This window comes from Bradyrhizobium sp. SZCCHNR1098 (assembly GCF_032489375.1).
Lineage (GTDB): Bacteria > Pseudomonadota > Alphaproteobacteria > Rhizobiales > Xanthobacteraceae > Bradyrhizobium.
This window is the reverse complement of sequence record NZ_JAUEXY010000001.1, coordinates 396,255-416,194: the sequence shown is the minus strand read 5'-3', so window position 1 is coordinate 416,194 and position 19,940 is coordinate 396,255. Positions and strand designations below refer to the sequence as shown.

Genomic DNA, 19,940 nt, shown 5'->3' with positions numbered 1-19,940 from the left:
CGGACAGCAAAAAGCGGCCGAGAGCGTCGGCCGCTTTGCAAGTCCTCACGATGCGGAGGCGATCAGGCGGCGAGCGCCGCCTTGGCCTTCTCAACGATCGCCTGGAACGCGGCGGGCTCGTTGATCGCGAGATCCGACAGCACCTTGCGGTCGACGGTGATGCCGGACTTGGACAGGCCGTCGATAAATCGGCTGTAGGTGAGCTCGAACGGACGCACGGCGGCGTTCAGGCGCTGGATCCAGAGCGCGCGGAAGGTGCGCTTCTTGCGCTTGCGATCGCGGAACGCATACTGGCCGGCCTTCTCGACGGCCTGCTTGGCGGTGCGGATCGTGTTCTTGCGGCGGCCGTAATAGCCCTTGGCGGCCTTGAAGACTTTCTTGTGCTTGGCGTGGGCGGTCACACCGCGTTTGACGCGAGACATGCCGGGTATCCTTGGATTCAGAGATGACGATCAGCCGCGGCTTGGAGGCGGCCAGGGTTTCGGAAGCGAGAGGCCGGTCAGGCGTTCGGCAAGAAGTACTTCTTGACGTTGTCGCCGTCGGTCTTGAACAGCACGCGGGTGCCGCGCAGCTGCCGGATCTGCTTCTTCGTCCGCTTGATCATGCCGTGGCGCTTGCCGCGCTGGGCGTGCATCACTTTGCCGGTGGCAGTCACCTTGAAGCGCTTTTTGGCGCCGGATTTGGTCTTCAGCTTGGGCATTTGGCTCTCCTTCATGCCAACGGCAAGCCGCCCGCAAAAGCGGCGCCATCAGGCGAAAATGCTCGTTAGAGCGTTGGTTGTGCTCAGGTATTGGGTCCAAACAAGGATCCACCCGCACAGGGACATCGCCACGGCAGCCCTTGATCAGCCGGGCGACGAAGGCCGCGCTTATGCCAGAGACGGTGGCTCTTGGCAACGCTGAACCGCCGAATCGGCTCGTCCGAGCCATGGTCAGCCGACATGGTCAGCCGACATGCGAGCCGCGGGTACAGGTATCCCAGGGCGGCCCTCGGCCACCGGCACCGGCCGGCTCCGCTCGGTGGAGCCGCAAAGGCTCCTCCGGCAGCTGCAGCGGGCGGTGGCAGGTCCTGATCCGCGCCCGCAAAGAGCGGTTCTGACGGGGGCTTCAAGAGAAAAGCCCGCCAGACGTGTGGCGGGCTCGGTTTGGTGCGTCGGTGGCTGGCGACTAGCGCGGGGCCAGAACCATGACCACCTGGCGTCCCTCGAACCGCGCGTCCTGCTCGACCTTGGCGAAAGCCGCGACGTCGGACTTGACCTTGTCGAGCAGCTTGGTGCCGATCTCCTGGTGCGCCATTTCGCGGCCGCGATAGCGCAGTGTGATCTTGACCTTGTCGCCCTCTTCGAAGAAGCGCTGCATCGCCCGCATCTTCACGTCGTAGTCGTGATCATCGATCATCGGGCGGAGCTTGATCTCCTTGATCTCGACGACCTTCTGCTTCTTGCGGGCCTCGGCGGCCTTCTTCTGCGCCGAATACTTGTACTTCCCGTAGTCCATGATCTTACAGACGGGAGGATTGTTGTTCGGCGAAATCTCGACCAGATCCATGCCGGCATCAGCGGCCATCTTGATCGCAACCACGGTCTCGACAGTGCCGCGGTTGGTACCTTCTGAATCGATCAGCTGGATCTGCGCATTGCGAATCTCATCATTTGTGCGCGGCCCGTCTTTGACGGCAGCGGGCGGGGCTCGATTGGGGCGGCGAATGGGTAGTTCTCCAAGGTTGTGGAAGAAGGCGACTATTTTGAAGGAAGATGCCCTCGCGGGCAAGACAGCTGGCGTCCCGTGCGTCGAATTAACATCCGGCCGTCATGGCTCTTGCGTCGCACGCGCAGGGCTTCGGCGCGGCCGTGCATTCCCCCAAAGGGACCACATGGCCAAGAATGGCGATCAAAACCGCACTTTCGAGGCCTCGTGGCTCCGCTCGCGGACATAGAGTGCGCGGGGCCCTTTCGCAAGCGGCAGCGCCCGGTCGAGCGGATTGACGCGACCGGCTGGTTCGCCCACACAGCCCCCGAAATCGAGTAACGATCCATGAACCATGCTGCAGAAAATGCCGATACGCCCGTCTTCGTCACCGTCGGCGCGGGCGAATCGTCGCGCCGGATCGCGGTGCGGGCGCGGCCAGGCCGCCCGCCTGGGCTGTTCTGGCTCGGTGGCTTCAATTCCGACATGAAAGGCACCAAGGCGCTGGCGCTCGACGCCTGGGCCGCCGAGCGCGGCCGCGCCTGCGTCCGCTTCGACTATTCCGGTCACGGTGAATCCGGCGGCCGCTTCGTCGACGGCACCATCAGCCGCTGGCTCGAGGAGAGCGTCGCAGTGTTCCGGCAATTCTGCCGCGGACCGCAGGTCGTGATCGGTTCCTCGATGGGCGGCTGGATGGCGCTGCTGCTGGCGCGCGAGCTGCTCAAGGACCCGGCGGAGGCGACGCTGGCTGGCCTGATCCTGATCGCCCCGGCGCCCGATTTCACCGAGGAGCTGATGTGGAAGGGCTTCCCGCCGGCGGTCCGGACCGAGATCGAGTCCAAGGGCGTCTGGATGCGTCCGTCGGAGTATGGCGAGCCCTATCCCATCACCAGGGCGCTGATCGAGGACGGGCGCAATCATCTCCTGCTCGGCGGTGCCATCAAGGTCGGCTGCCCGGTGCGCATCCTGCAGGGCGCGCAGGACCCGGACGTCCCCTGGCAGCACGCGTTCGCACTGACCCACCGCCTGCCGGCCGAAGACGTGGTGCTGACCATGATCCAGGACGGCGACCACCGGCTGTCGCGTCCGCAGGACATCGCGCGCATGCTGGCCGCCGTCGGCGAGATGGGCTGAGGCGGCCCGCTTCAGCATCGGGCTTGCCATTCCGCGCGGACGCTCTCGTCGGTCTCTGACGTCAGCGCCGCCTCCGCACGTCGCGCGAAGGCGGCCTCGTCGAGCAGCCGCGCAAGCGCCCAGGCGGCGGCACCGCGCACCAGCGGACTCGGATCGGCGGCAAGCCGTTCGGCGGCCGGCGTCAGCGCCGCATCGCCGGAGTTGCCGATCGCGATCATCACGTTGCGCAGGAAGCGGTCGCGGCCGACGCGCTTGATCGGCGATTTCGTGAACAGTGCACGAAACGCGGCGTCGTCGAGCGCCGCCAGCTCGGCGAGATCGGGGGACCGCAGCGATTCGCGGGCCGCCAGCTTCGCCTCGCGCCCCGCTTGCGCGAACTTGTTCCACGGGCAGGCGGCGAGGCAGTCATCGCAGCCGTAGATGCGGTTGCCCATGGCCTTGCGGAACTCGCGCGGGATCGGCCCCTTGTTCTCGATGGTGAGATACGAGATGCAGCGCCGCGCATCGAGGCTGTAGGGGGCCGGGAACGCCGCGGTCGGACAGCTGTCGAGGCAGGCTCGGCACGAGCCGCAATGATCGCGCTCCGGCGCATCGGCGGGCAGGTCCAGCGTGGTGTAGATGGCGCCGAGGAACAGCCAGGAGCCGAAACCGCGCGACACCAGATTGGTGTGCTTGCCCTGCCAGCCGAGCCCTGCCGCTTCGGCCAGCGGCTTCTCCATGACGGCCGCGGTGTCGACGAACACCTTCACATCACAACCGGCCTGTGCGACCAGCCAGCGGGCGAGCGTCTTGAGGTTCTTCTTGATGACGTCGTGATAGTCGTCGCCGCGGGCATAGACCGAAATCGCAGCATTGCTGCGCTGGGATAGGACCGCGCGCGGATCCTCGTCGGGGCCGTAATTGACGCCTAGCATGATGATGCTGCGGACCTCGCGCCACAGCGTGGTGGGATCGGTGCGGCGGGACGGCTCGCGCGCCAGCCAGTCCATGTCGCCGTGCTGGCCGGCGGCGAGGAAGCGTTCGAACGCGGCGGCCCGCTCGGCGCTCACGACCGGGGCGGTGATGCCGATGGCATCGAAGCCCAGCCGTTGCGCCTCGGCGGCCAGCGCCGCCTTCAACGTCTCCGGCGTGGGCCTATCGGCGCTCAGAAGTCCAGGTCCACATAGGTCCGCGACGCCGGCACGCCCGCCAGCCAGTCGGAGAGCAGCGGCCGGAACGACGGCCGCGACTTCACCCGCGCGTACCACGCCTTCGCTGCGTCGTCCTCGATCCATGGCACGTCGCCCAGATAGTCGATCGCCGACAGATGCGCGGCGGCGGCCAGGTCGGCATAGGTCAGCCGGTCGCCGGCCAGGAAATTGCGCCGCTGCGCCAGCCAGCCGATATAGGCGAGATGATAGCGCACATTGGTCTTGGCGGCGCGAATCACGTCGGTCGACGGCGGCCCGCCGCCATCCTCCTCGCTCATGAAGCGCTTATAGATGCGCTCGGTGACCAGCAGGTTCGAGGCCTCCTCGAAGAACTTGGTGTTGAACCAGTCCATCAGCCGGCGCACCTCGACGCGCTCGGCCGCCGACGCCGGCATCAGCCGGCGATCGCCCATCTCGGGCCCGCAGGTCTCGTCGATGAATTCGGCGATCACGCCGACACCGGGCACCGGCGGCAGGCCTTCGACCGACAGCACCGGCGTGGTGGCCGCGGGATTGAGCACGAGAAACGCCTCGCGGCGCTCCCAGGCGCGTTCCTCCACCAGGCGCAGATCGAGCCCGTATTCGCCGAGCACCAGCCGGACGAAGCGTGAATGCGGGCAGAAGGGATGGTGGTAGAGCGTGTACATGGAGCCTTTCGACGATTCCGCGGCTACGGCGCTTAACGAACAATCAACCATCGGTTCGCACCGACGCCTCGTCCCGATACCGGCGCGCGGGTGCGCTCGCGAATCGGACCATTAGCGCATGGTCGGCGAAAGTGTAAGCAGTAGGGCGACGGGCGGTCATGCGGGAAACGGCGCTTTCGGGAACAGCGATCAGCGCGCCCGATCCGCTGTCCGGCATTGCCTCGTTCTGATTCGCATGGCCGATCACACGCCGGTTCATTCATCGGATGTGGCCGGTTCGAGCGCTTTTTGCAATTGCGGGCGGGAGCCGAATAGGCGAGAAGGGCCGCGTTTTGCCGGCAATCCAGGATCCGATCAATGATGTCAGATACGCTGCGGGCGGTGCTTCTCGGCATAATCGAGGGCGTCACTGAGTTTCTTCCCGTATCCTCGACCGGCCATCTGTTGCTGGCGGAACGCTTCTTCGGGCTCGGCGACGAGGGGTTCTGGAAGAGTTTTGCGATCCTGATCCAGCTCGGCGCCATCCTCGCCATCGTCGCGCTGTACTTCTTCAAGCTGTCGCGCGTCGCCATCGGCGCGATGTCGAACGCTGACGACCGCCGATTCATCATCGGCGTGCTGATCGCCTTCCTGCCCGCCGTCATCATCGGCCTCATCGCCGGCAAGTACATCAAGGCGCTCCTGTTCGATCCCTGGGTCGTGTGCTTCTCGCTGATCGTCGGCGGCGCCATCCTGCTGTGGGTCGATCAGATCGATCTCAAGCCGCGGGAGCACGACGCCACGCGCTATCCGCTCATGATGTATCTGTGGATCGGCGTCGCGCAGTGCTTGGCCATGATCCCAGGCGTGTCGCGCTCCGGCGCCACCATCGTGGCGGCGATGCTGCTCGGCGGCGACAAGCGCTCGGCCGCGGAGTTCTCCTTCTTCCTGGCGATCCCGACCATGGTCGGCGCCTTCGTCTACGACTTCTACAAGAGCCGCGCCGAGATGACGTCCGATCACCTCGGCCTCATCGCGATCGGCTTCGTCGTCTCCTTCATCACCGCCATGATCGTGGTGAAGGCCTTCCTCGGCTACGTCACCCGCCACGGCTTCGTGCTGTTCGCCTGGTGGCGCGTGATCGTCGGCACCCTCGGCCTGATCGCGCTGGCGCTGGGGAAGTGAGCTGAGCCCCAGCTCCATCCACCGTCATTGCGAGCGTAAGCGAAGCAATCCAGTTTGGTGGGCGAGACTCTGGATTGCTTCGTCGCTTCGCTCCTCGCAATGACGTGGAGAGGCCGGTGGCCCCTCACGCGTTCTTGCGCTGGAACTGCCCGGACGGACGGAAGCGCCAGAGATATTGCGGGGCGACCGCCTCGAGCGAGTCCGGCGTGATGCCGAGGCCCTGCAAGGTCAGCCCGGCCGCCTTCGCGGCTTCCGACACCACGTTGTCGTAGCGCAAGAGCTCGACCTGGTCGGGCGTCAGCTTCAGCGGCCCCGGCGCGAACTGCAGGATTGCGGCCTGCAGCTTGGCGAGCCCGAACGGCAGCGGCAGCAGCGCGCGGTCGCGGTCGGTGATGTCGAGGATGATTTTCAGGATCTCCCGGAAGCTCAGCACCTCCGGCCCGCCGAGCTCGTAGGTCGCGCCCGGCTGCGCCTTGCCGTCGACCGCATCGGCCACCGCGGTGGCGACGTCGCCGACATAGACCGGCTGCATCTTCGTCTCGCCGCCGCCGATCAGCGGCAGGAACGGCGAGACCCGCGCGAGCGCCGCAAAGCGGTTGGTGAACTGGTCCTCGGGGCCGAACACGACCGAGGGGCGCATGATCACGGCCTCGGGCACCGCGGCCAGCACGGCGGTCTCGCCGGCCGCCTTGGCGCGGGCATAGCTCGAGGCCGACTCCGCGTCGGCGCCGATCGCTGAGACGTGCACCATGCGGGCGCCAGCGGCGGCCGCCGCCTTGGCGACGGTGGCGGCACCCTCGGCCTGCACGGCCTCGAAGGTCTGCGCGCCGCTCTCGGTCAGGACGCCGACCAGGTTGATCGCGACATGGCTGTCACGCAGCGCTGATGCGACCGAGTCGGGATAGCGCAGATTGGCCTGTACGGCGTGGATCTGGCCGACCCGGCCGAGCGGCTGCAGGTGGCCGGCGAGCTCCGGCCGGCGCACCGCGACACGGATGCGGTAGTCGCGCTTGGCCAGCGCCCGGACCACGTTGCGCCCGACGAAGCCGGAGCCGCCGAAGACGGTAACCAATGTGTCCAGATTCGATGCCATGGAATGAGTCCTGGGATTGCCGGGCGGTCGGTCCGCCCCGGACGAGATAGCTGTCAGCGGCGATTCGCACTCCGCGGCCCGCCATCCTGGGCCGCTGTATAGCCCATCGCCCGCACCGCGGAAAAGGGAGCCGTGTTTTTGCGCATGGCTTCAGAAAAATTGTCATCTTGGGCGTTCAGCGGTTTGACAAGCGCCCGTTCGATCCGTACACAGCGCCCCCATGCCCAGGTGGCGGAATTGGTAGACGCGCTGGCTTCAGGTGCCAGTGGCTTAACGGCCGTGAAGGTTCGAGTCCTTTCCTGGGCACCATTTTTGGTGGTGACCTTCCCCGCACAAGAGATATCCGACGGACGAGCGCGCTGATGCGCGTTGCGGTCGAATAGAGGTCGGTGTCGATTGGCCCGGTGTCTTCGACACATCGGCCTCACGCGTTTCCCCGAGATTGCGAACGATTTTGCTTCAGGCTTCCGTGACGCCGCTGCTGCAAGCCGCGAACTCCCACCCTCCCCTGGAGGGGGAGGGTCGATCGCGCGCGAAGCGGGCGAGCGGGGTGGGGTGATCTCTCGGCGGACACCGGTGCCAGAGGAGAGATCACCCCACCCCGCCTCACGGTTCGCTTCGCTCTCCGCGAGGCGACCCTCCCCCTTGCGGGCTACGGGATTCCCGGTTTTATGCTTTGGGTTGCAAGTAGATAGCCTTCAAGCATTGCAGCGAGACGATCCCAGCCGTCTCGCATTGTCTTTGGCCCTGGTGGTTTACCGTAGCAATTCCAGCCGCCGAGGCGTGCCGCGATCCATGCGACGAACGCGAGGGAATCGGGAGGATGTGGGTTCTGCTGCCGCGCGGTCTTGCCTTCGAGCGTTTTTGATAGGTGCCCCAGAGCTGGTCTGAAGGCCGGGTCGATCACGTCGCTCATGGGACGGGGACTGCCGTCTCTGGCGTCGACAAGCTGGATGGTCCGGATAGCGCCAGCAAGCCCGATCGCCGCGAGATTGAACATGCGATCGGCATCGATGACCTGACTGTCGTCGAGAGCCAAGCCATCGCTCTTGAGAGCACGGAAGACCTGTTCGATGCGCCAGCGCAATCGATAGAGTTGCACGATCTGTTCGGCATCTGCCGCGCTGGCAACGGAATGGGTCGTGAGCAGATGCCACAACAACGGTGTTTTGCCGGCGGGCGCATCGATCTCACGCGCCTGAATCAAAGTCATTTCGGTGGCATCGCAGGCCTCTGATCGTTTCAGGCTCTGTGGCCGGGCAAGAGACACGCTTCCGGCGCGAAGCTCGACGGTCGCCCCGCGCCCTTTATCGCCGGGGCCGCGCGGCGCCACCTTGACGAGGCTTGTTTTCAGCACCTTCGTCTCGGCAAGCGCTGCAAACAGCATTTTGCCATCGGACAGGCAGCGATCTTGCGCAGCACGCACGATCAGATCGAGCCCTTCCGGCTTACGCGTAAACAACGGGTAGATGTCGCTTTCGCGATCGGCGACCATCGTGACGCTGGCCGCCTCCGATAAGACGCCGGCAGCCGCCTGACAGCCATACAGCCAGCGTATCGACTCCTTATCCTCGATCGCTCGCTTGCGGCGAGCCGGAACTCGTCCGGCTGAGCGCGTCCAGATTTCCGCGTCGACAAGTCCCAACACCGCCTCGCTCTCGACGTCGAGGGCAATCACGGGATGGATGAAGAAGCCGGGTGTTTTTCCGTCCCAGCCAGGACCGAAGCCGCGCCGCTTCTTGTCACGGCCGGAGAAATTGATCTCGCTCGTGTCCTGGATCGCCAGAATACGCCGTCCCACGCATTGAGCCGCAGTCCGAGCCGCCAGCGTCTCGACGATCCGATCGACCGAGACGTGGTGCGAGGACAGAAATCGGTGAATGGCCTTCTCGCCGGCTCGCGTCTCCCCCAACTTCCGCAAGACCAGCGTGCCTGCTGTCGCCACCCGTTCGATCAGCCAGTCAGCCCGCTCCGCAACTCGAATATCGCCAAATGACATTCAAAGCTCTCCACCGAACCGGTCGAAAACTTTGAATCACATCCAGAAATCGCTTGGAATCGCTTTCGGGCATCCCGTAGCCCTCCAGGGGAGGGTGGGCACCGCCTTCGTGTTGAGTGATCACCATGCTTGTGGTCCCTCTCAGAGCAAGACTGCTCAATCTCGCGACGCATCCCGCGCCCGAGCTGTGAAGATCGTCTCGCCCCCTTCAATCATGAGGGCGCAGGGAGAGCCGGGTGCCGACCGCACCCATGGCCCGCCAGCGAAGGAAAATGCTGGCGGCAGGAACCACAGGTACGCGCCGGATCATCCGGCCCTCCCTGCGCGATTGGTTTTAACGGCTGCTTCGCGTTCTCCCTGGTGCGCCGGGCTTGTTGGCCACCATCCTCAACCCGAAGCGAAAGCCTCGTCATGAGTTGATATCAGCGTCGGGATATCAGGACCGCGCGACTTGACCGTGCGTGCCTCGCCGTTCGTCCGCGCGAACTCATTCACGCTGCGTCGACACACGCCCATCGCATCCCACTGCCAACGATCCGTGACGGTCGCGAAACGCCCCTCATGCGGCAGCAGGGACGCGCGGAAATGTGCAGCTGATTTGCCCGACGGTGCAACGTTTCAGCATGCGACATAATAACTCGACGGGCTGCCTCAAACAGGTAGTCCTCGAAACCATTATCGCAGCCGTCAAACGTCGGTCCCTCGGGGGGCTGCCGTGACAGAAATCTGGGTTGATTGCACAACAATCCTGGCGGGATGAAGCCGTAGCCGAAGTGTTTATCAATCGCCGCACCTGGCGGGGATCATGCTGCGCAGATATCATTGAAATGTTGTTGGAGTTCTGAAGTAGATCACATCTGGTGCAGGTGACGGTCCAGGCTTTGCTGCCGCACAGGGAGCGATAACAATGGCATCAGCGTACGGATACGGTAATCTAAAGAGATTCAGCGACGAGTGGGACGAATTACATAAGAATCCAAAGAGCGATGAAATTGAATGGATCAGCGCAAGTCGCGCCTTGCAGATGTTAAAGAGCCTCCAACTTTCGATCGCAACGCGGCGGATCTGTGAGCGAGCTAACCATGGACTTATCCGTGCTCGTGCTGAACGCCTTCAAATAAATGAGAAGCAGTTCGAGGATAGGGACATTCCCCGTGCGTTTTGGTGGGCTCACGGAGAGATCGCGCTAAAACAACAATGGGATTCCGGCGACTTTTCCACTTGGCTGGATAGCAAGATTCAGATCTTTGCGTACGGCGTGAAGTTTGATCGTGCCGCGATCGAGAAGATTTTGCCGGTGGAAGCCGTGAAGCCTGAAGTTGTTCCGCTCGTAGCTGGCGGTCGTCCACCGGCTGAGTGGTGGGATGACCTATGGGTCGAGATATGCCGACAGCTATACGAGGGCGACCTGAAACCAGAGAAGCAAGCTGACATCGAACAGGCCATGCTTACGTGGCTCACGGCCAAGGGCCACAATGCCAATGAAAGTACCGTGCGGCCGCGTGCCCGCAAGTTGTGGGCAGCCATAAAAGGCAAAAACTAGGTTTCTGGCCCTTTCTACTCTTACCTGCCCGACGTTAGGCCCGAACTTCCGCATGATGATCAGCACATTACTGGTGCGTTGCAGCGCCGACCGTAGCGGTTGACGCTCGCCTGCATCGGTTAGCGCTACTGGCCCCAATACGGGAGAGATCGGAAATGAGCTCGCGCGACAGGTTCGACAGCTTCAATAAGGTTGTTGTGGCCGTTGCCACCCTGATCACTGCTATCACTGGCGCCGCCAGCGTCGGCCACACCATAGGCTGGTGGTGATGCTCTAGATATCGCGAATTTGATCCAGCAAAGGCACGAATATCTATGATGATGAGTCGGTGTTTGCCGGGTCGACCTTCCAGAGCAGCCATAGGCTAAAGGTGACGAAATGTCTGGAGCAAGAAGCCGGCGCCCTTGATCGACTTAATCCCGTAGTGAATTTCTTACGCGACCCTTCCACTCATAACCGGTGTCGTCCCCGCGAACGCGGGGACCCATACCGCGTGATGTCTGAAATGGGCAGTCGGCACGTTCCGCGTGCCCCACTCCGTTCGGTGGTTATGGGTCCCGGATCTGCGCCCGCCGACGCGTTGCGTCGGCAGGCTTGTCCGGGACGACAGCGGAGCATGTGGCTGTCACGCCAACGATCGCAGGCGGCGGTTCGCCGGCCGAGGCTCGCGGCCGAGGCCGGCGACCGCCCAGTCCAGCTATCCCTTGTAGCCCATCAGCAGCCGCGGCAGCCACAGCGAGAAGGCGGGGACGTAGGTCACGAACATCAAGGCGGCGATCAGGGCGGCGTAGAACGGCAGGATGGTGCGCATGACGGCGCCGACCGAGATGCCGCCGATGGCGCAGCCGACGAACTGCGTGGTGCCGACCGGCGGGGTGTTGAGGCCGAGCGCGCAGTTGATCAGCATCAGCATGCCGAACTGCACCGGATCCATGCCCGCCTTCATCGCGATCGGCAGGAAGATCGGCGTGCAGATCAGGATCGTCGCCGCCATGTCCATGAACGTGCCGAGCAGGAACAGGATGACATTGATCAGCAGGAAGATCATCCAGGGCTGCGTCGACACCTTGCTCATCAGGTCGCCGGCGAAATCGGCGACTTCGTACAGTCCCATCAGGTACTGGAACATGGTGGAGACGCCGATCAGGAGCAGCACCACGCCGGTCGTCTTGACCGCCTTGGCGGCGGCCCGCAGGAAGTTCTGCAGGCTCATGGTGCGGTAGATGAAGAACGTCAGCAGGATCGTGTAGGTGACCGCGACCGCCGCGGATTCGGTGGCCGTGAACACGCCGGACAGGATGCCCGCCAGGATGATGCCGACGATCAGCAGGCCGGGCAGCGCCGCGGCGAACGAGCGGAAGACTTCCGCCCAGCCCGGAAACTTGCCCGCGGGATAGCCGCGCTTCACGGCGACCGCGTAGGCCGCGACCAGCATGCAGACCATCAGCACCAGCGCCGGAAGAAGACCGGCGGCAATCAGCGCGCCGATCGACACCTTGCCGCCGGCGGCGAGCGCATAGATGATCATGTTGTGACTGGTCGGCATCAGGGCTCCGACCAGCGAGGCGTGGGTGGTGACGTTGACGGCGTAGTCGGTGTCGAACCCTTCCTTCTTCATCATCGGGATCATCACCGCGCCCATCGCCGAGACGTCGGCGACGGGCGAGCCGGAGACGCCGCCGAACAGCGTGCAGGCGACGACGTTCGACATGCCGAGCCCGCCGCGGATGTGACCGACGAGATTCTTGGCGAGCTGCACGATCTTGTCGGCGACGCCGCCATGCAGCATCAGCTCGCCGCTGAAGACGAAGAACGGGATGGCGAGGAACGAGAAGATGTTCATCCCCGACATCATCTGCTGGAAGATGACGGCAACCGGCAGGCCTTCATAGAGGATGGTGCAGATTGCCGAAAGGCCGATCGCAAACGCAACGGGAACGCCGAGGACCAGGAAGCCGAAGAAGGTGACGCCGAGAATGATCAGTTCCATGACGGGACGACCTCTTCACCGCGCAAGAGAGCCATGATGTGCTCGATGGAAAACATGACGATCAGGATTCCCGAAGCGATCAGCGGCACGTAGCGGACGACTTCGGGCAGGCCGAGATTGGCGATCTTCACGGTGCCCACGGAGGCGCCGAGGATCCAGCCGTTGTAGGCCATCGCGACGCCGAACATCGCGACCAGCACGTGGATGACGAGCTCGATCTTTTCCCGCATATGATCCGGCAGCATCACGAGGAGGCTGTCCATGCCGATATGGCCGGCGTCGCGAACGCCGACGGCGGCGCCGATCAGCGTGACATAGAGGATCAGGACCAGCGCCAGATTCTCGGTCCAGGTCGGGCTGGAGTTGAGAACGTAGCGTCCGAACACCTGGTAGAACACGATGGTGACGATGACGAGCAGTCCGGCGACGGACAGATACATGCCGAGGCGCGCGATGACGGCGTTGATCCGCGAGAGCAGGCCGGTCGACGGACGTCCCTCCTGCTGCTCGTGGTCTCCAACATGAGGATCTGTCATTCCCGGCCCTCCCTGGCCTGAGTCCGGTGCCGCCGCACGGCGACGCCGGACCCGGTCCCTATTTTTATGTGGTTCTTACTTGGTGTCCTGGATGCGCTTGACGAGGCTCGAGAGCTTCTCGTCGCCGGCGAACTTCTGGTACACCGGCTTCATCGCGTCGACGAATTCCTGCTTGTTGGCGATCGTCACGACCTGGACGCCGGCGGCCTCGACGGCCTTGCGGGAGGTCTGCTCGCGCTCGTCCCAGAGCTTGCGCATGACCGGCACGGATTCCTTGGCCGCCTTGCGGATCATCGCCTGATCCTCCTTGCTCAGCGTGTCCCAGACCTTCTTGGACATCACGAGGACTTCGGGCGCCAGCGAGTGCTCGGTGACGTTGTAGAACTTGGCGGCCTCGAAGTGACGCGAGGACTCGTAGGACGGCCAGTTGTTCTCGGCGGCGTCGACGAGGCCGGTCTTGAGGGCGGTGTAGACTTCGCCATAGGGCATCGGGGTGGCGTTGGCGCCGAGGCTCTGGATCATGCCGACCCAGAGGTCGGACTGCTGGACGCGAATCTTCAGGCCCTTGAGATCGGCGAGCGACTTCACCGGCGCCTTGACCGTGTAGATCGAGCGCGCGCCGCTGTCGTAATAGGCCAGGCCGACCAGGCCGGCGGGCTCCATGGCGGCCAGGATCTCATCGCCGATCGGCCCGTCCAGGACATTGCGCATATGCTGCGTGTCGCGGAACACGAAGGGCAGGCACAGCGCGACGGTCTCCGGCACGAAATTGTTGAGCGGCGACGAGTTGATCCGCATCATGTCGAGCGCGCCGATCTTGAGCTGCTCGATCGTGTCCTTCTCGGAGCCGAGGGCGCCGTTCGGAAACACCTTGACGCCAAGCTTGCCGCCGCTCGCGGTTGCGAGCTGCTTGCCCATGAACTTGACGGCTTCGACGGTCGGATAATCGGCGGGGTGCACATCGGCGGAGCGGAAATCGCGCGCGGTCGCCAAAGGCGACGAGACCGCCAGCACAGCGGCCGCAATGATACCTGTAAGTGCCTTCATCTTGGCTTCCTCCTCAATTGATTATGTCGTTGTTGTTGGGCAGATGCTGCGGGCCGCCTTGGGTCGCTGCACTCCAGATGCGAAGTCATGCGACAATATCACGCGTACGGCCAGTGGCATTTTCTGTCCAAGCCAAAGGCGGCATCGATCAATGCAAGAGTTGCATCGATCGATTGGGTGCGATCTGGCACGATGCAACCAGCGGGTCGACCGCCTCAATGATGAAGGCGCCGCCTAGAACGGCCGCGGTGACATTTGCCGGCGCCACCTCAGATGCGATCACCTGGCCCTGTCCGGCCCTTGCGCCCGGGCGGCGGGGCTGGCATTCCCACGGCTGATCTCCGGACCGGCCCGGCGGGTTTGCCGGTTGGTTACCAGCGCCGGGCTACAGCCGGTTCCCGAGCGCTTCCCGCGGCGTTGCTCCGGCCCGTCGCGTCCGATTTCGATTCGACGAGGTTTTGAGAGCCATGACCGTACGCCTGCACCGCGGCGACCTGCCCGATCTTTCCCGCTATACCACCTCGGTGGCGATCGACACCGAGACCATGGGGCTCAATCCGCACCGCGACCGGCTGTGCGTGGTGCAGCTGTCGCCCGGCGACGGCTCGGCCGACGTGGTGCAGATTCCCAAGGGGCATACCGACGCGCCGAACCTGAAGGCGCTGCTCGGCAACCCGGACATCACCAAAATCTTCCACTTCGCGCGCTTCGACGTCGCGGCGCTGTTTCACGCGTTCGGGGTGATGCCGCAGCCGGTCTATTGCACCAAGATCGCCTCGCGGCTGGCGCGCACCTATACCGACCGCCATGGTCTCAAGGACCTCGTGCGCGAGCTGCTCAACGTCGATCTCTCCAAGCAGCAGCAGTCGAGCGACTGGGGGGCCGAGCAGCTCAGCGAGCCGCAGCTCGCTTATGCTGCCTCCGACGTGCTGCATCTGCATGCGCTGCGCGAAAAGCTCGACGGGATGCTGGCGCGCGAAGGGCGGCTGGCGTTGGCGCAGGCCTGCTTCGCGTTCCTGCCGCACCGGGCGACGCTCGATCTGGGCGGATTCGAGGCTGAGGACATCTTCGCGCATTCCTGAGGGGGGCGAATCGCAGCCGCGTTCACGATCATTAATGTCTCGTAATGATCGCGAGGCCCCTGCGTCGCGATTTAGCGCCAGTTCCAGGCTGCAATGGTGGGGCCCCCCATGGTAGGATGGGCGCTGTTTCGCGCGCATCCCGTGTCCGTCGGAGCCCTGGTGAACTCGGTCCACAACCCCGCCTATGATCCCACCCTGCAGGCGCGCTTCGCGGTCGCGGCGCGCCACAGCCGCTTCGTGCGCGTGCTGCGGGTCGCGGTGCCGGCGGCGGTCGGGCTGGCGATGGCGGTCGTGATCGGTATCGCGCTGTTCAATCCGTTCCACATGGAGATCAACACCCCGAATCTCACCGGCAACCTCGTCATCTCCGGCCGCAAGATCACGATGGAGACGCCGCATCTGACCGGCTTCACGCCGGACCAGCGGCCGTATGATCTCGTCGCCCGGAGCGCGGTGCAGGACCTCACCGATCCCGATCACGTCGAGCTCAACATTCTCCGTGCCAAGGTGCTGATGGAGGATCAGTCGACGGTGACGTTGAAGGCGAATACCGGCGTGTTCGACACCAAGCAGCAGCAGCTCGAGCTGACGAAGGACATCCTGCTGACGACGTCGACCGGCTACGAGGCGCGGCTGAGCCGGGCCTCGGTCGACATGGCCAAGGGCACCGTGAGCTCGGACGAGCGCGTCGACGTCAAGCTCACCAACGGTACGCTTTCCGCCGACCGCCTGCGCATCACCGACAATGGCGAGGTCATCCGCTTCGAGGGCAATGTGATGATGAACCTCGACAATATGAATGCCGCTCCGGCCACGACGGCGAGCGCCGATCCCGGCCGTCCGGCCCGCAACGTGAAGTGAGCTCATGACCACGTGCCGTTTCATTCCCGTAGCGATTCGCGGCGCCGGCCTCGCCGCGCTGGCGTTGCTCGCGCTTGCCGACTCATCGCAGGCGCAGAGCGCGACCACCGGTGTTCCGAACGCGCTGCAGGGATTTTCCCAGAACCGCGACCAACCGATCCAGATCGAGGCCGCCGCGCTGGAGATGCGCGACAAGAAGAAGGAGGCGACCTTCACCGGCAACGTCAAGGTCGTGCAGGGCGATACCACCATGACCTCGAAGTCGCTGGTGGTGTTCTACGACGGCGGCGCCCAGCCGGGCGGTGCCAAGGCGACCAAGGCGACGCCGGCTGCGACGCCAGGGCCGGACGGCAGCTCGGCGATTCGCCGTCTCGAGGCGCGCGGCGACGTCAAGGTGACGCAGAAGGACCAGGTCGTGACCGGCGAGACCGCGGTCTACGACACCAAGACCAACATGATCTCGATGCAGGGCGGCGTGGTGCTGACCCAGTGCAAGAACGTGATGCGCGGCGACCGGCTGACGGTCGACATGACGACCGGCGTGTCGCGGGTCGAGTCGGACAGCGGGCGCGGGGTGCAGGTGCTGCTGCCGCAGGCGGGCGCGGGCGCGAGCGGCGGCTGCGGCCCGTCGACGGCCTCGGCGCCGGGCAGCGCCGGGCCGCTGCAGCTCGGTCCAGGCAAATCGAAGTGACTTCAATTATTTAGCAAAACGCCGGCGGGCCAGTTGAACCGCGCCGCTGCTGCCTCTATCTAGCGGGCGGGCGGTTCTGTCGCAGGACCGGCGCAGCGGGAGGCCGTGGACCCCGTTGCATCGCTGCGAAAGAGTGATGCCGGACACGATTGCGATCGGTCGCTTGCGTGGCGACCGCGACTTCGCCGTCAGACGACAAACTCCGGAGCGCGGCCTTCCGCGCTTTGGCCGGCCTCGCGCTCCCTGTGATCCGCGAGAGAGGTGACATGCGTTCGCTCGCGGTGAGCGGGCGAGCCAGCGCTGCGGTCGGTGACGGGCAGCCTCGAAGGGCGTAAGCGAAGCGGGGATGGTGGATCTACTCGGCATGTTTCGTGGGCGTCCCGCCAAGCGCGGCCAGCGAGGCTCCTCGCGCCGGCGCGACGACATCACGGCCATGGACGATCCGTTCGGCAGTTCCTACAGCGATGATCCGCTCGCCGCGCTCGCCGACTCCGTGCGCGACGAAGCGGTGCCGCGCATCAATCCGCGCTCGCCGCAGAACACCGAGCAGATCCAGCGCAAGCGGCCGGCCTCCTCGCCGACACCGGCCAAGCCGCGCAACAATGGCAGCGGTGGCCCGCAGCTGCTGCGCCGGCCAGGCTTCCTCGCCGTGCACTCGATCGAGAAGAGCTTTGGCAGCCGCCAGGTCGTGCGCGGCGTGTCGATCTACGTCCGCCGCGGCGAGGCCGTCGGCCTGCTTGGGCCGAACGGCGCCGGCAAGACCACCGTGTTCTACATGATCACCGGACTGATCAAGGCCGATCGCGGCGCCATCGAGCTCGACGGCCATGACGTCACGCGGCTGCCGATGTATCAGCGCGCCCGGCTCGGTATCGGCTATCTGCCGCAGGAAGCCTCGATCTTCCGCGGCCTCACCGTCGAGCAGAACATCCGCGCCGTGCTCGAGGTGGTCGAGCCCTCGCGCAAGAAGCGCGAGCGCGATCTCGACGCGCTGCTGGAAGAATTCACCATCACGCGGCTGCGCAAGTCGCCGTCGATCGCGCTGTCTGGCGGCGAGCGCCGCCGCGTCGAGATCGCGCGCGCGCTGGCGACGCGTCCGAACTACATGCTGCTCGACGAGCCGTTCGCCGGCATCGATCCGATCGCGGTCGGCGACATTCAGCAGCTGGTGCGCCATCTCACCAACCGCGGCATCGGCGTTCTGATCACCGACCACAACGTCCGCGAGACGCTCGGCCTCACCGACCGCGCCTACATTGTGTACGCGGGGCAGATTCTCACCGAAGGCAGCCCGGAGGAGATCGTCGCCGATCCCGACGTGCGCCGGCTGTATCTCGGTGAGGAATTCCGGCTGTAGGATTACGGACGCGGTGTTTGTCGGCTTTTGTCGTCTGCGCGACATCAGGCGGAAACGCTACGATCAACGCTGTTTCCAGCAGGTTCGCGAGGACCGGTAACCTCGTCTTCTCCGCGCGCCATACTCCGTTTTTCTTATTCGTCAAGCCGTGTACATCGCGCGCGGATTAGGATAAGCAAGAATTGGACCAGTAAGGGAATGTTCTTGCTCCCATGGCGTTGACGCAGAGATTAGAATTCCGCCAGTCGCAGTCGCTGGTGATGACGCCGCAGCTGATGCAGGCGATCAAGCTGCTGCAACTGTCCAATCTCGACCTCTCCACGTTCGTCGAAGAGGAGCTGGAGCGCAATCCGCTGCTGGAGCGCGCGAGCGACGGTCCGGAAGCACCGGTCGCCGGCGAGCAGCAGATGTCCGAGCGCCCCGAGTTCTCGGAAGGCAGCGAAGCCAACGGCGACGATTTCGGCGAGGGTGCGAGCGGCGGCGGCGAGAGCTTCGAGGGCGCCCAGGAAGACTGGATGAGCCGCGATCTCGGCACCCGTACGGAGATCGAACAGACGCTCGACACCGGGCTCGACAACGTGTTCTCCGAGGAGCCGGCTGAGGCCGCCGCGCGCACCGCGCAGGACGCAGCGCCGACCACTTACACCGAATGGGGCGGCGGCGCCTCCGGTGACGAGGACTACAATCTCGAAGCCTTTGTCGCGGCCGAGACCACGCTGTCGGATCATCTCGCCGAGCAGGCGGCGGTGGCGTTCACCGCGCCGGCGGACCGCATGATCGGCCAGTACCTGATCGATCTGGTCGACGAGGCCGGCTATCTGCCGGCCGATCTCGGCCAGGCCGCCGACCGGCTCGGCGCCGAGCAGGCCGACGTCGATGCCGTGCTCGGCGTGCTGCAGACCTTCGATCCGCCGGGCATCTGCGCGCGCAACTTGAGCGAATGTCTCGCGATCCAGCTGCGCGAGCTCGACCGCTACGATCCGGCGATGCAGGCGCTGGTCGAGCATCTCGATCTCCTCGCCAAGCGCGACTTCGTTGCCCTTCGCAAGCTGTGCGCCGTCGACGACGAGGACCTCGTCGACATGATCGGCGAGATCCGCAGGCTCGATCCGAAGCCGGGGTTGAAGTTCGGCACCACGCGCACGCAGACCATGGTGCCCGACGTCTACGTCCGTCCCGGTCCCGACGGCGGCTGGCTGGTCGAGCTCAACAGCGACACGCTGCCGCGCGTCCTCGTGAATCAGGTCTATTACTCCGAGCTGTCGAAGACGATCCGAAAGGACGGCGACAAGTCCTACTTCACCGACTGCCTGCAGAACGCGACGTGGCTGGTGCGCGCGCTCGATCAGCGCGCCCGCACGATCCTGAAAGTGGCGACCGAGATCGTGCGCCAGCAGGACGGCTTCTTCACCCATGGCGTGGCGCATCTGCGGCCCCTGAATCTGAAGGCCGTTGCGGATGCGATCCAGATGCACGAATCGACCGTGTCGCGCGTTACCGCCAACAAATACATGGCGACCAATCGCGGCACGTTCGAGCTGAAATATTTCTTCACCGCCTCGATCGCATCGGCCGATGGCGGCGAGGCGCATTCGGCAGAGGCCGTACGTCACCACATCAAGCAACTGATCGATGCGGAAGATCCCTCCGCAATTCTCTCCGATGATACGATCGTCGAGAAGCTGCGCGCCGCGGGCATCGACATCGCCCGCCGCACGGTCGCGAAATACCGGGAGGCGATGCGGATCCCGTCCTCGGTGCAGCGCCGCCGCGACAAGCAGAGCATGCTGGCGCATGCCCTCTCGGCCCCCGCCAGCGCCGACCGCACCCGGGATACCGCGTCAGTTTGACCGCTGCGCAAGATTGCGCCTTCACCAAATAGGCTTAGTGTCATACTTGGTTCACATGAATCGAGGCGGCA

The 19,940-nt window shown here is 64.6% G+C and carries 18 protein-coding genes and 1 tRNA gene; 9 read left to right on the top strand and 10 right to left on the bottom strand.

Annotated features, from left to right (window positions below; all coding sequences use genetic code 11):
- Window positions 1-62 precede the first annotated feature (62 nt).
- The 3 genes from rplT to infC all read right to left on the bottom strand — a co-directional run bounded on the left by rplT (window position 63) and on the right by infC (window position 1,706).
- Complete coding sequence (gene rplT / locus QX135_RS01875) at window positions 63-422, bottom strand: 50S ribosomal protein L20 (RefSeq protein WP_012040570.1); 360 nt, start codon at window positions 420-422, stop codon at window positions 63-65.
- A 77-nt stretch (window positions 423-499) separates the two neighbouring features.
- Window positions 500-700 carry a 50S ribosomal protein L35 gene (gene rpmI / locus QX135_RS01870; protein ID WP_008539890.1) on the bottom strand — a complete coding sequence of 67 codons (201 nt, stop codon included), beginning with the start codon at window positions 698-700 and terminating at the stop codon, window positions 500-502.
- Window positions 701-1,166: 466 nt separating this feature from the next.
- Entirely contained in the window at window positions 1,167-1,706 is a 540-nt protein-coding gene (infC, locus tag QX135_RS01865; protein ID WP_315740503.1) for a translation initiation factor IF-3, read from the bottom strand.
- 327 nt (window positions 1,707-2,033) lie between these two features.
- Here infC and QX135_RS01860 point away from each other — a divergent pair, with 327 nt between their 5' ends.
- Window positions 2,034-2,819 (top strand): alpha/beta hydrolase, encoded by a 786-nt coding sequence (locus tag QX135_RS01860; RefSeq protein WP_316180764.1) that lies wholly within the window; start codon window positions 2,034-2,036, stop codon window positions 2,817-2,819.
- Window positions 2,820-2,830: 11 nt separating this feature from the next.
- Here QX135_RS01860 and queG read toward each other — a convergent pair whose 3' ends face one another.
- Both queG and QX135_RS01850 read right to left on the bottom strand, forming a co-directional pair.
- Window positions 2,831-4,015 carry a tRNA epoxyqueuosine(34) reductase QueG gene (gene queG, locus QX135_RS01855; RefSeq protein WP_316180806.1) on the bottom strand — a complete coding sequence of 395 codons (1,185 nt, stop codon included), beginning with the start codon at window positions 4,013-4,015 and terminating at the stop codon, window positions 2,831-2,833.
- Window positions 3,964-4,656 (bottom strand): glutathione S-transferase family protein, encoded by a 693-nt coding sequence (locus QX135_RS01850; protein ID WP_315758183.1) that lies wholly within the window; start codon window positions 4,654-4,656, stop codon window positions 3,964-3,966. The genes queG and QX135_RS01850 overlap by 52 nt, the downstream gene beginning before the upstream one ends.
- 357 nt (window positions 4,657-5,013) lie before the next feature.
- Here QX135_RS01850 and QX135_RS01845 point away from each other — a divergent pair, with 357 nt between their 5' ends.
- Window positions 5,014-5,820 carry an undecaprenyl-diphosphate phosphatase gene (locus QX135_RS01845; protein ID WP_315740364.1) on the top strand — a complete coding sequence of 269 codons (807 nt, stop codon included), beginning with the start codon at window positions 5,014-5,016 and terminating at the stop codon, window positions 5,818-5,820.
- A gap of 124 nt (window positions 5,821-5,944) precedes the next feature.
- On the opposite strand, the gene QX135_RS01840 is transcribed toward QX135_RS01845, so the two are convergent.
- A complete protein-coding gene (locus QX135_RS01840; RefSeq protein ID WP_315740363.1) occupies window positions 5,945-6,913 on the bottom strand; it encodes a complex I NDUFA9 subunit family protein in 969 nt (322 codons plus the stop codon).
- A 222-nt stretch (window positions 6,914-7,135) separates the two neighbouring features.
- Between QX135_RS01840 and QX135_RS01835 the strand changes: the two genes are divergently transcribed.
- A tRNA-Leu gene (locus tag QX135_RS01835) sits at window positions 7,136-7,222 on the top strand.
- A 343-nt stretch (window positions 7,223-7,565) separates the two neighbouring features.
- On the opposite strand, the gene QX135_RS01830 is transcribed toward QX135_RS01835, so the two are convergent.
- Window positions 7,566-8,912: an IS4 family transposase gene (locus QX135_RS01830; protein ID WP_316180766.1), complete on the bottom strand. Its 1,347-nt coding sequence runs from the start codon at window positions 8,910-8,912 to the stop codon at window positions 7,566-7,568.
- A 907-nt stretch (window positions 8,913-9,819) separates the two neighbouring features.
- Between QX135_RS01830 and QX135_RS01825 the strand changes: the two genes are divergently transcribed.
- Window positions 9,820-10,455: a hypothetical protein gene (locus QX135_RS01825; RefSeq protein ID WP_316161350.1), complete on the top strand. Its 636-nt coding sequence runs from the start codon at window positions 9,820-9,822 to the stop codon at window positions 10,453-10,455.
- Between the two features lie 697 nt (window positions 10,456-11,152).
- On the opposite strand, the gene QX135_RS01820 is transcribed toward QX135_RS01825, so the two are convergent.
- The 3 genes from QX135_RS01820 to QX135_RS01810 all read right to left on the bottom strand — a co-directional run bounded on the left by QX135_RS01820 (window position 11,153) and on the right by QX135_RS01810 (window position 14,028).
- Entirely contained in the window at window positions 11,153-12,445 is a 1,293-nt protein-coding gene (locus QX135_RS01820) for a TRAP transporter large permease (protein ID WP_316161349.1), read from the bottom strand.
- Window positions 12,436-12,981, bottom strand: coding sequence for a TRAP transporter small permease (locus QX135_RS01815; protein WP_316180768.1), 546 nt, complete (start codon window positions 12,979-12,981; stop codon window positions 12,436-12,438). Before QX135_RS01815 ends, QX135_RS01820 begins: the two co-directional genes overlap by 10 nt.
- A gap of 75 nt (window positions 12,982-13,056) precedes the next feature.
- Window positions 13,057-14,028, bottom strand: a complete 972-nt coding sequence (locus QX135_RS01810) for a TRAP transporter substrate-binding protein (protein WP_316180769.1) — start codon at window positions 14,026-14,028, stop codon at window positions 13,057-13,059.
- A 467-nt stretch (window positions 14,029-14,495) separates the two neighbouring features.
- On the opposite strand from QX135_RS01810, the gene QX135_RS01805 reads away from it, so the two are divergent.
- The 5 genes from QX135_RS01805 to rpoN all read left to right on the top strand — a co-directional run bounded on the left by QX135_RS01805 (window position 14,496) and on the right by rpoN (window position 19,869).
- On the top strand, window positions 14,496-15,110 hold the full coding sequence (locus QX135_RS01805) for a ribonuclease D (RefSeq protein WP_315741253.1): 615 nt from the start codon (window positions 14,496-14,498) through the stop codon (window positions 15,108-15,110).
- 159 nt (window positions 15,111-15,269) lie between these two features.
- Complete coding sequence (gene lptC / locus QX135_RS01800) at window positions 15,270-15,971, top strand: LPS export ABC transporter periplasmic protein LptC (RefSeq protein ID WP_315716868.1); 702 nt, start codon at window positions 15,270-15,272, stop codon at window positions 15,969-15,971.
- Window positions 15,972-15,975: 4 nt separating this feature from the next.
- Window positions 15,976-16,662, top strand: a complete 687-nt coding sequence (locus QX135_RS01795) for an LptA/OstA family protein (protein ID WP_316180772.1) — start codon at window positions 15,976-15,978, stop codon at window positions 16,660-16,662.
- A 346-nt stretch (window positions 16,663-17,008) separates the two neighbouring features.
- Window positions 17,009-18,019: an LPS export ABC transporter ATP-binding protein gene (gene lptB, locus QX135_RS01790; protein WP_316180774.1), complete on the top strand. Its 1,011-nt coding sequence runs from the start codon at window positions 17,009-17,011 to the stop codon at window positions 18,017-18,019.
- A gap of 212 nt (window positions 18,020-18,231) precedes the next feature.
- Window positions 18,232-19,869: an RNA polymerase factor sigma-54 gene (rpoN, locus tag QX135_RS01785; protein WP_315716872.1), complete on the top strand. Its 1,638-nt coding sequence runs from the start codon at window positions 18,232-18,234 to the stop codon at window positions 19,867-19,869.
- Window positions 19,870-19,940 lie beyond the last annotated feature (71 nt).

What these genes read in the sequence shown, in the direction of transcription:
- QX135_RS01825 (WP_316161350.1), top strand. Translation starts at nt 9,820, where the DNA reads ATGGCATCAGCGTACGGATACGGTAATCTAAAGAGATTCAGCGACGAG.
- QX135_RS01860 (WP_316180764.1), top strand. Translation starts at nt 2,034, where the DNA reads ATGAACCATGCTGCAGAAAATGCCGATACGCCCGTCTTCGTCACCGTC.
- QX135_RS01850 (WP_315758183.1), bottom strand. Translation starts at nt 4,656, where the DNA reads ATGTACACGCTCTACCACCATCCCTTCTGCCCGCATTCACGCTTCGTC.
- QX135_RS01805 (WP_315741253.1), top strand. Translation starts at nt 14,496, where the DNA reads ATGACCGTACGCCTGCACCGCGGCGACCTGCCCGATCTTTCCCGCTAT.
- QX135_RS01795 (WP_316180772.1), top strand. Translation starts at nt 15,976, where the DNA reads ATGACCACGTGCCGTTTCATTCCCGTAGCGATTCGCGGCGCCGGCCTC.
- QX135_RS01830 (WP_316180766.1), bottom strand. Translation starts at nt 8,912, where the DNA reads ATGTCATTTGGCGATATTCGAGTTGCGGAGCGGGCTGACTGGCTGATC.
- QX135_RS01845 (WP_315740364.1), top strand. Translation starts at nt 5,014, where the DNA reads ATGATGTCAGATACGCTGCGGGCGGTGCTTCTCGGCATAATCGAGGGC.
- rplT (WP_012040570.1), bottom strand. Translation starts at nt 422, where the DNA reads ATGTCTCGCGTCAAACGCGGTGTGACCGCCCACGCCAAGCACAAGAAA.
- QX135_RS01810 (WP_316180769.1), bottom strand. Translation starts at nt 14,028, where the DNA reads ATGAAGGCACTTACAGGTATCATTGCGGCCGCTGTGCTGGCGGTCTCG.
- rpoN (WP_315716872.1), top strand. Translation starts at nt 18,232, where the DNA reads ATGGCGTTGACGCAGAGATTAGAATTCCGCCAGTCGCAGTCGCTGGTG.
- QX135_RS01840 (WP_315740363.1), bottom strand. Translation starts at nt 6,913, where the DNA reads ATGGCATCGAATCTGGACACATTGGTTACCGTCTTCGGCGGCTCCGGC.
- QX135_RS01820 (WP_316161349.1), bottom strand. Translation starts at nt 12,445, where the DNA reads ATGGAACTGATCATTCTCGGCGTCACCTTCTTCGGCTTCCTGGTCCTC.
- QX135_RS01815 (WP_316180768.1), bottom strand. Translation starts at nt 12,981, where the DNA reads ATGACAGATCCTCATGTTGGAGACCACGAGCAGCAGGAGGGACGTCCG.
- rpmI (WP_008539890.1), bottom strand. Translation starts at nt 700, where the DNA reads ATGCCCAAGCTGAAGACCAAATCCGGCGCCAAAAAGCGCTTCAAGGTG.
- lptB (WP_316180774.1), top strand. Translation starts at nt 17,009, where the DNA reads ATGGTGGATCTACTCGGCATGTTTCGTGGGCGTCCCGCCAAGCGCGGC.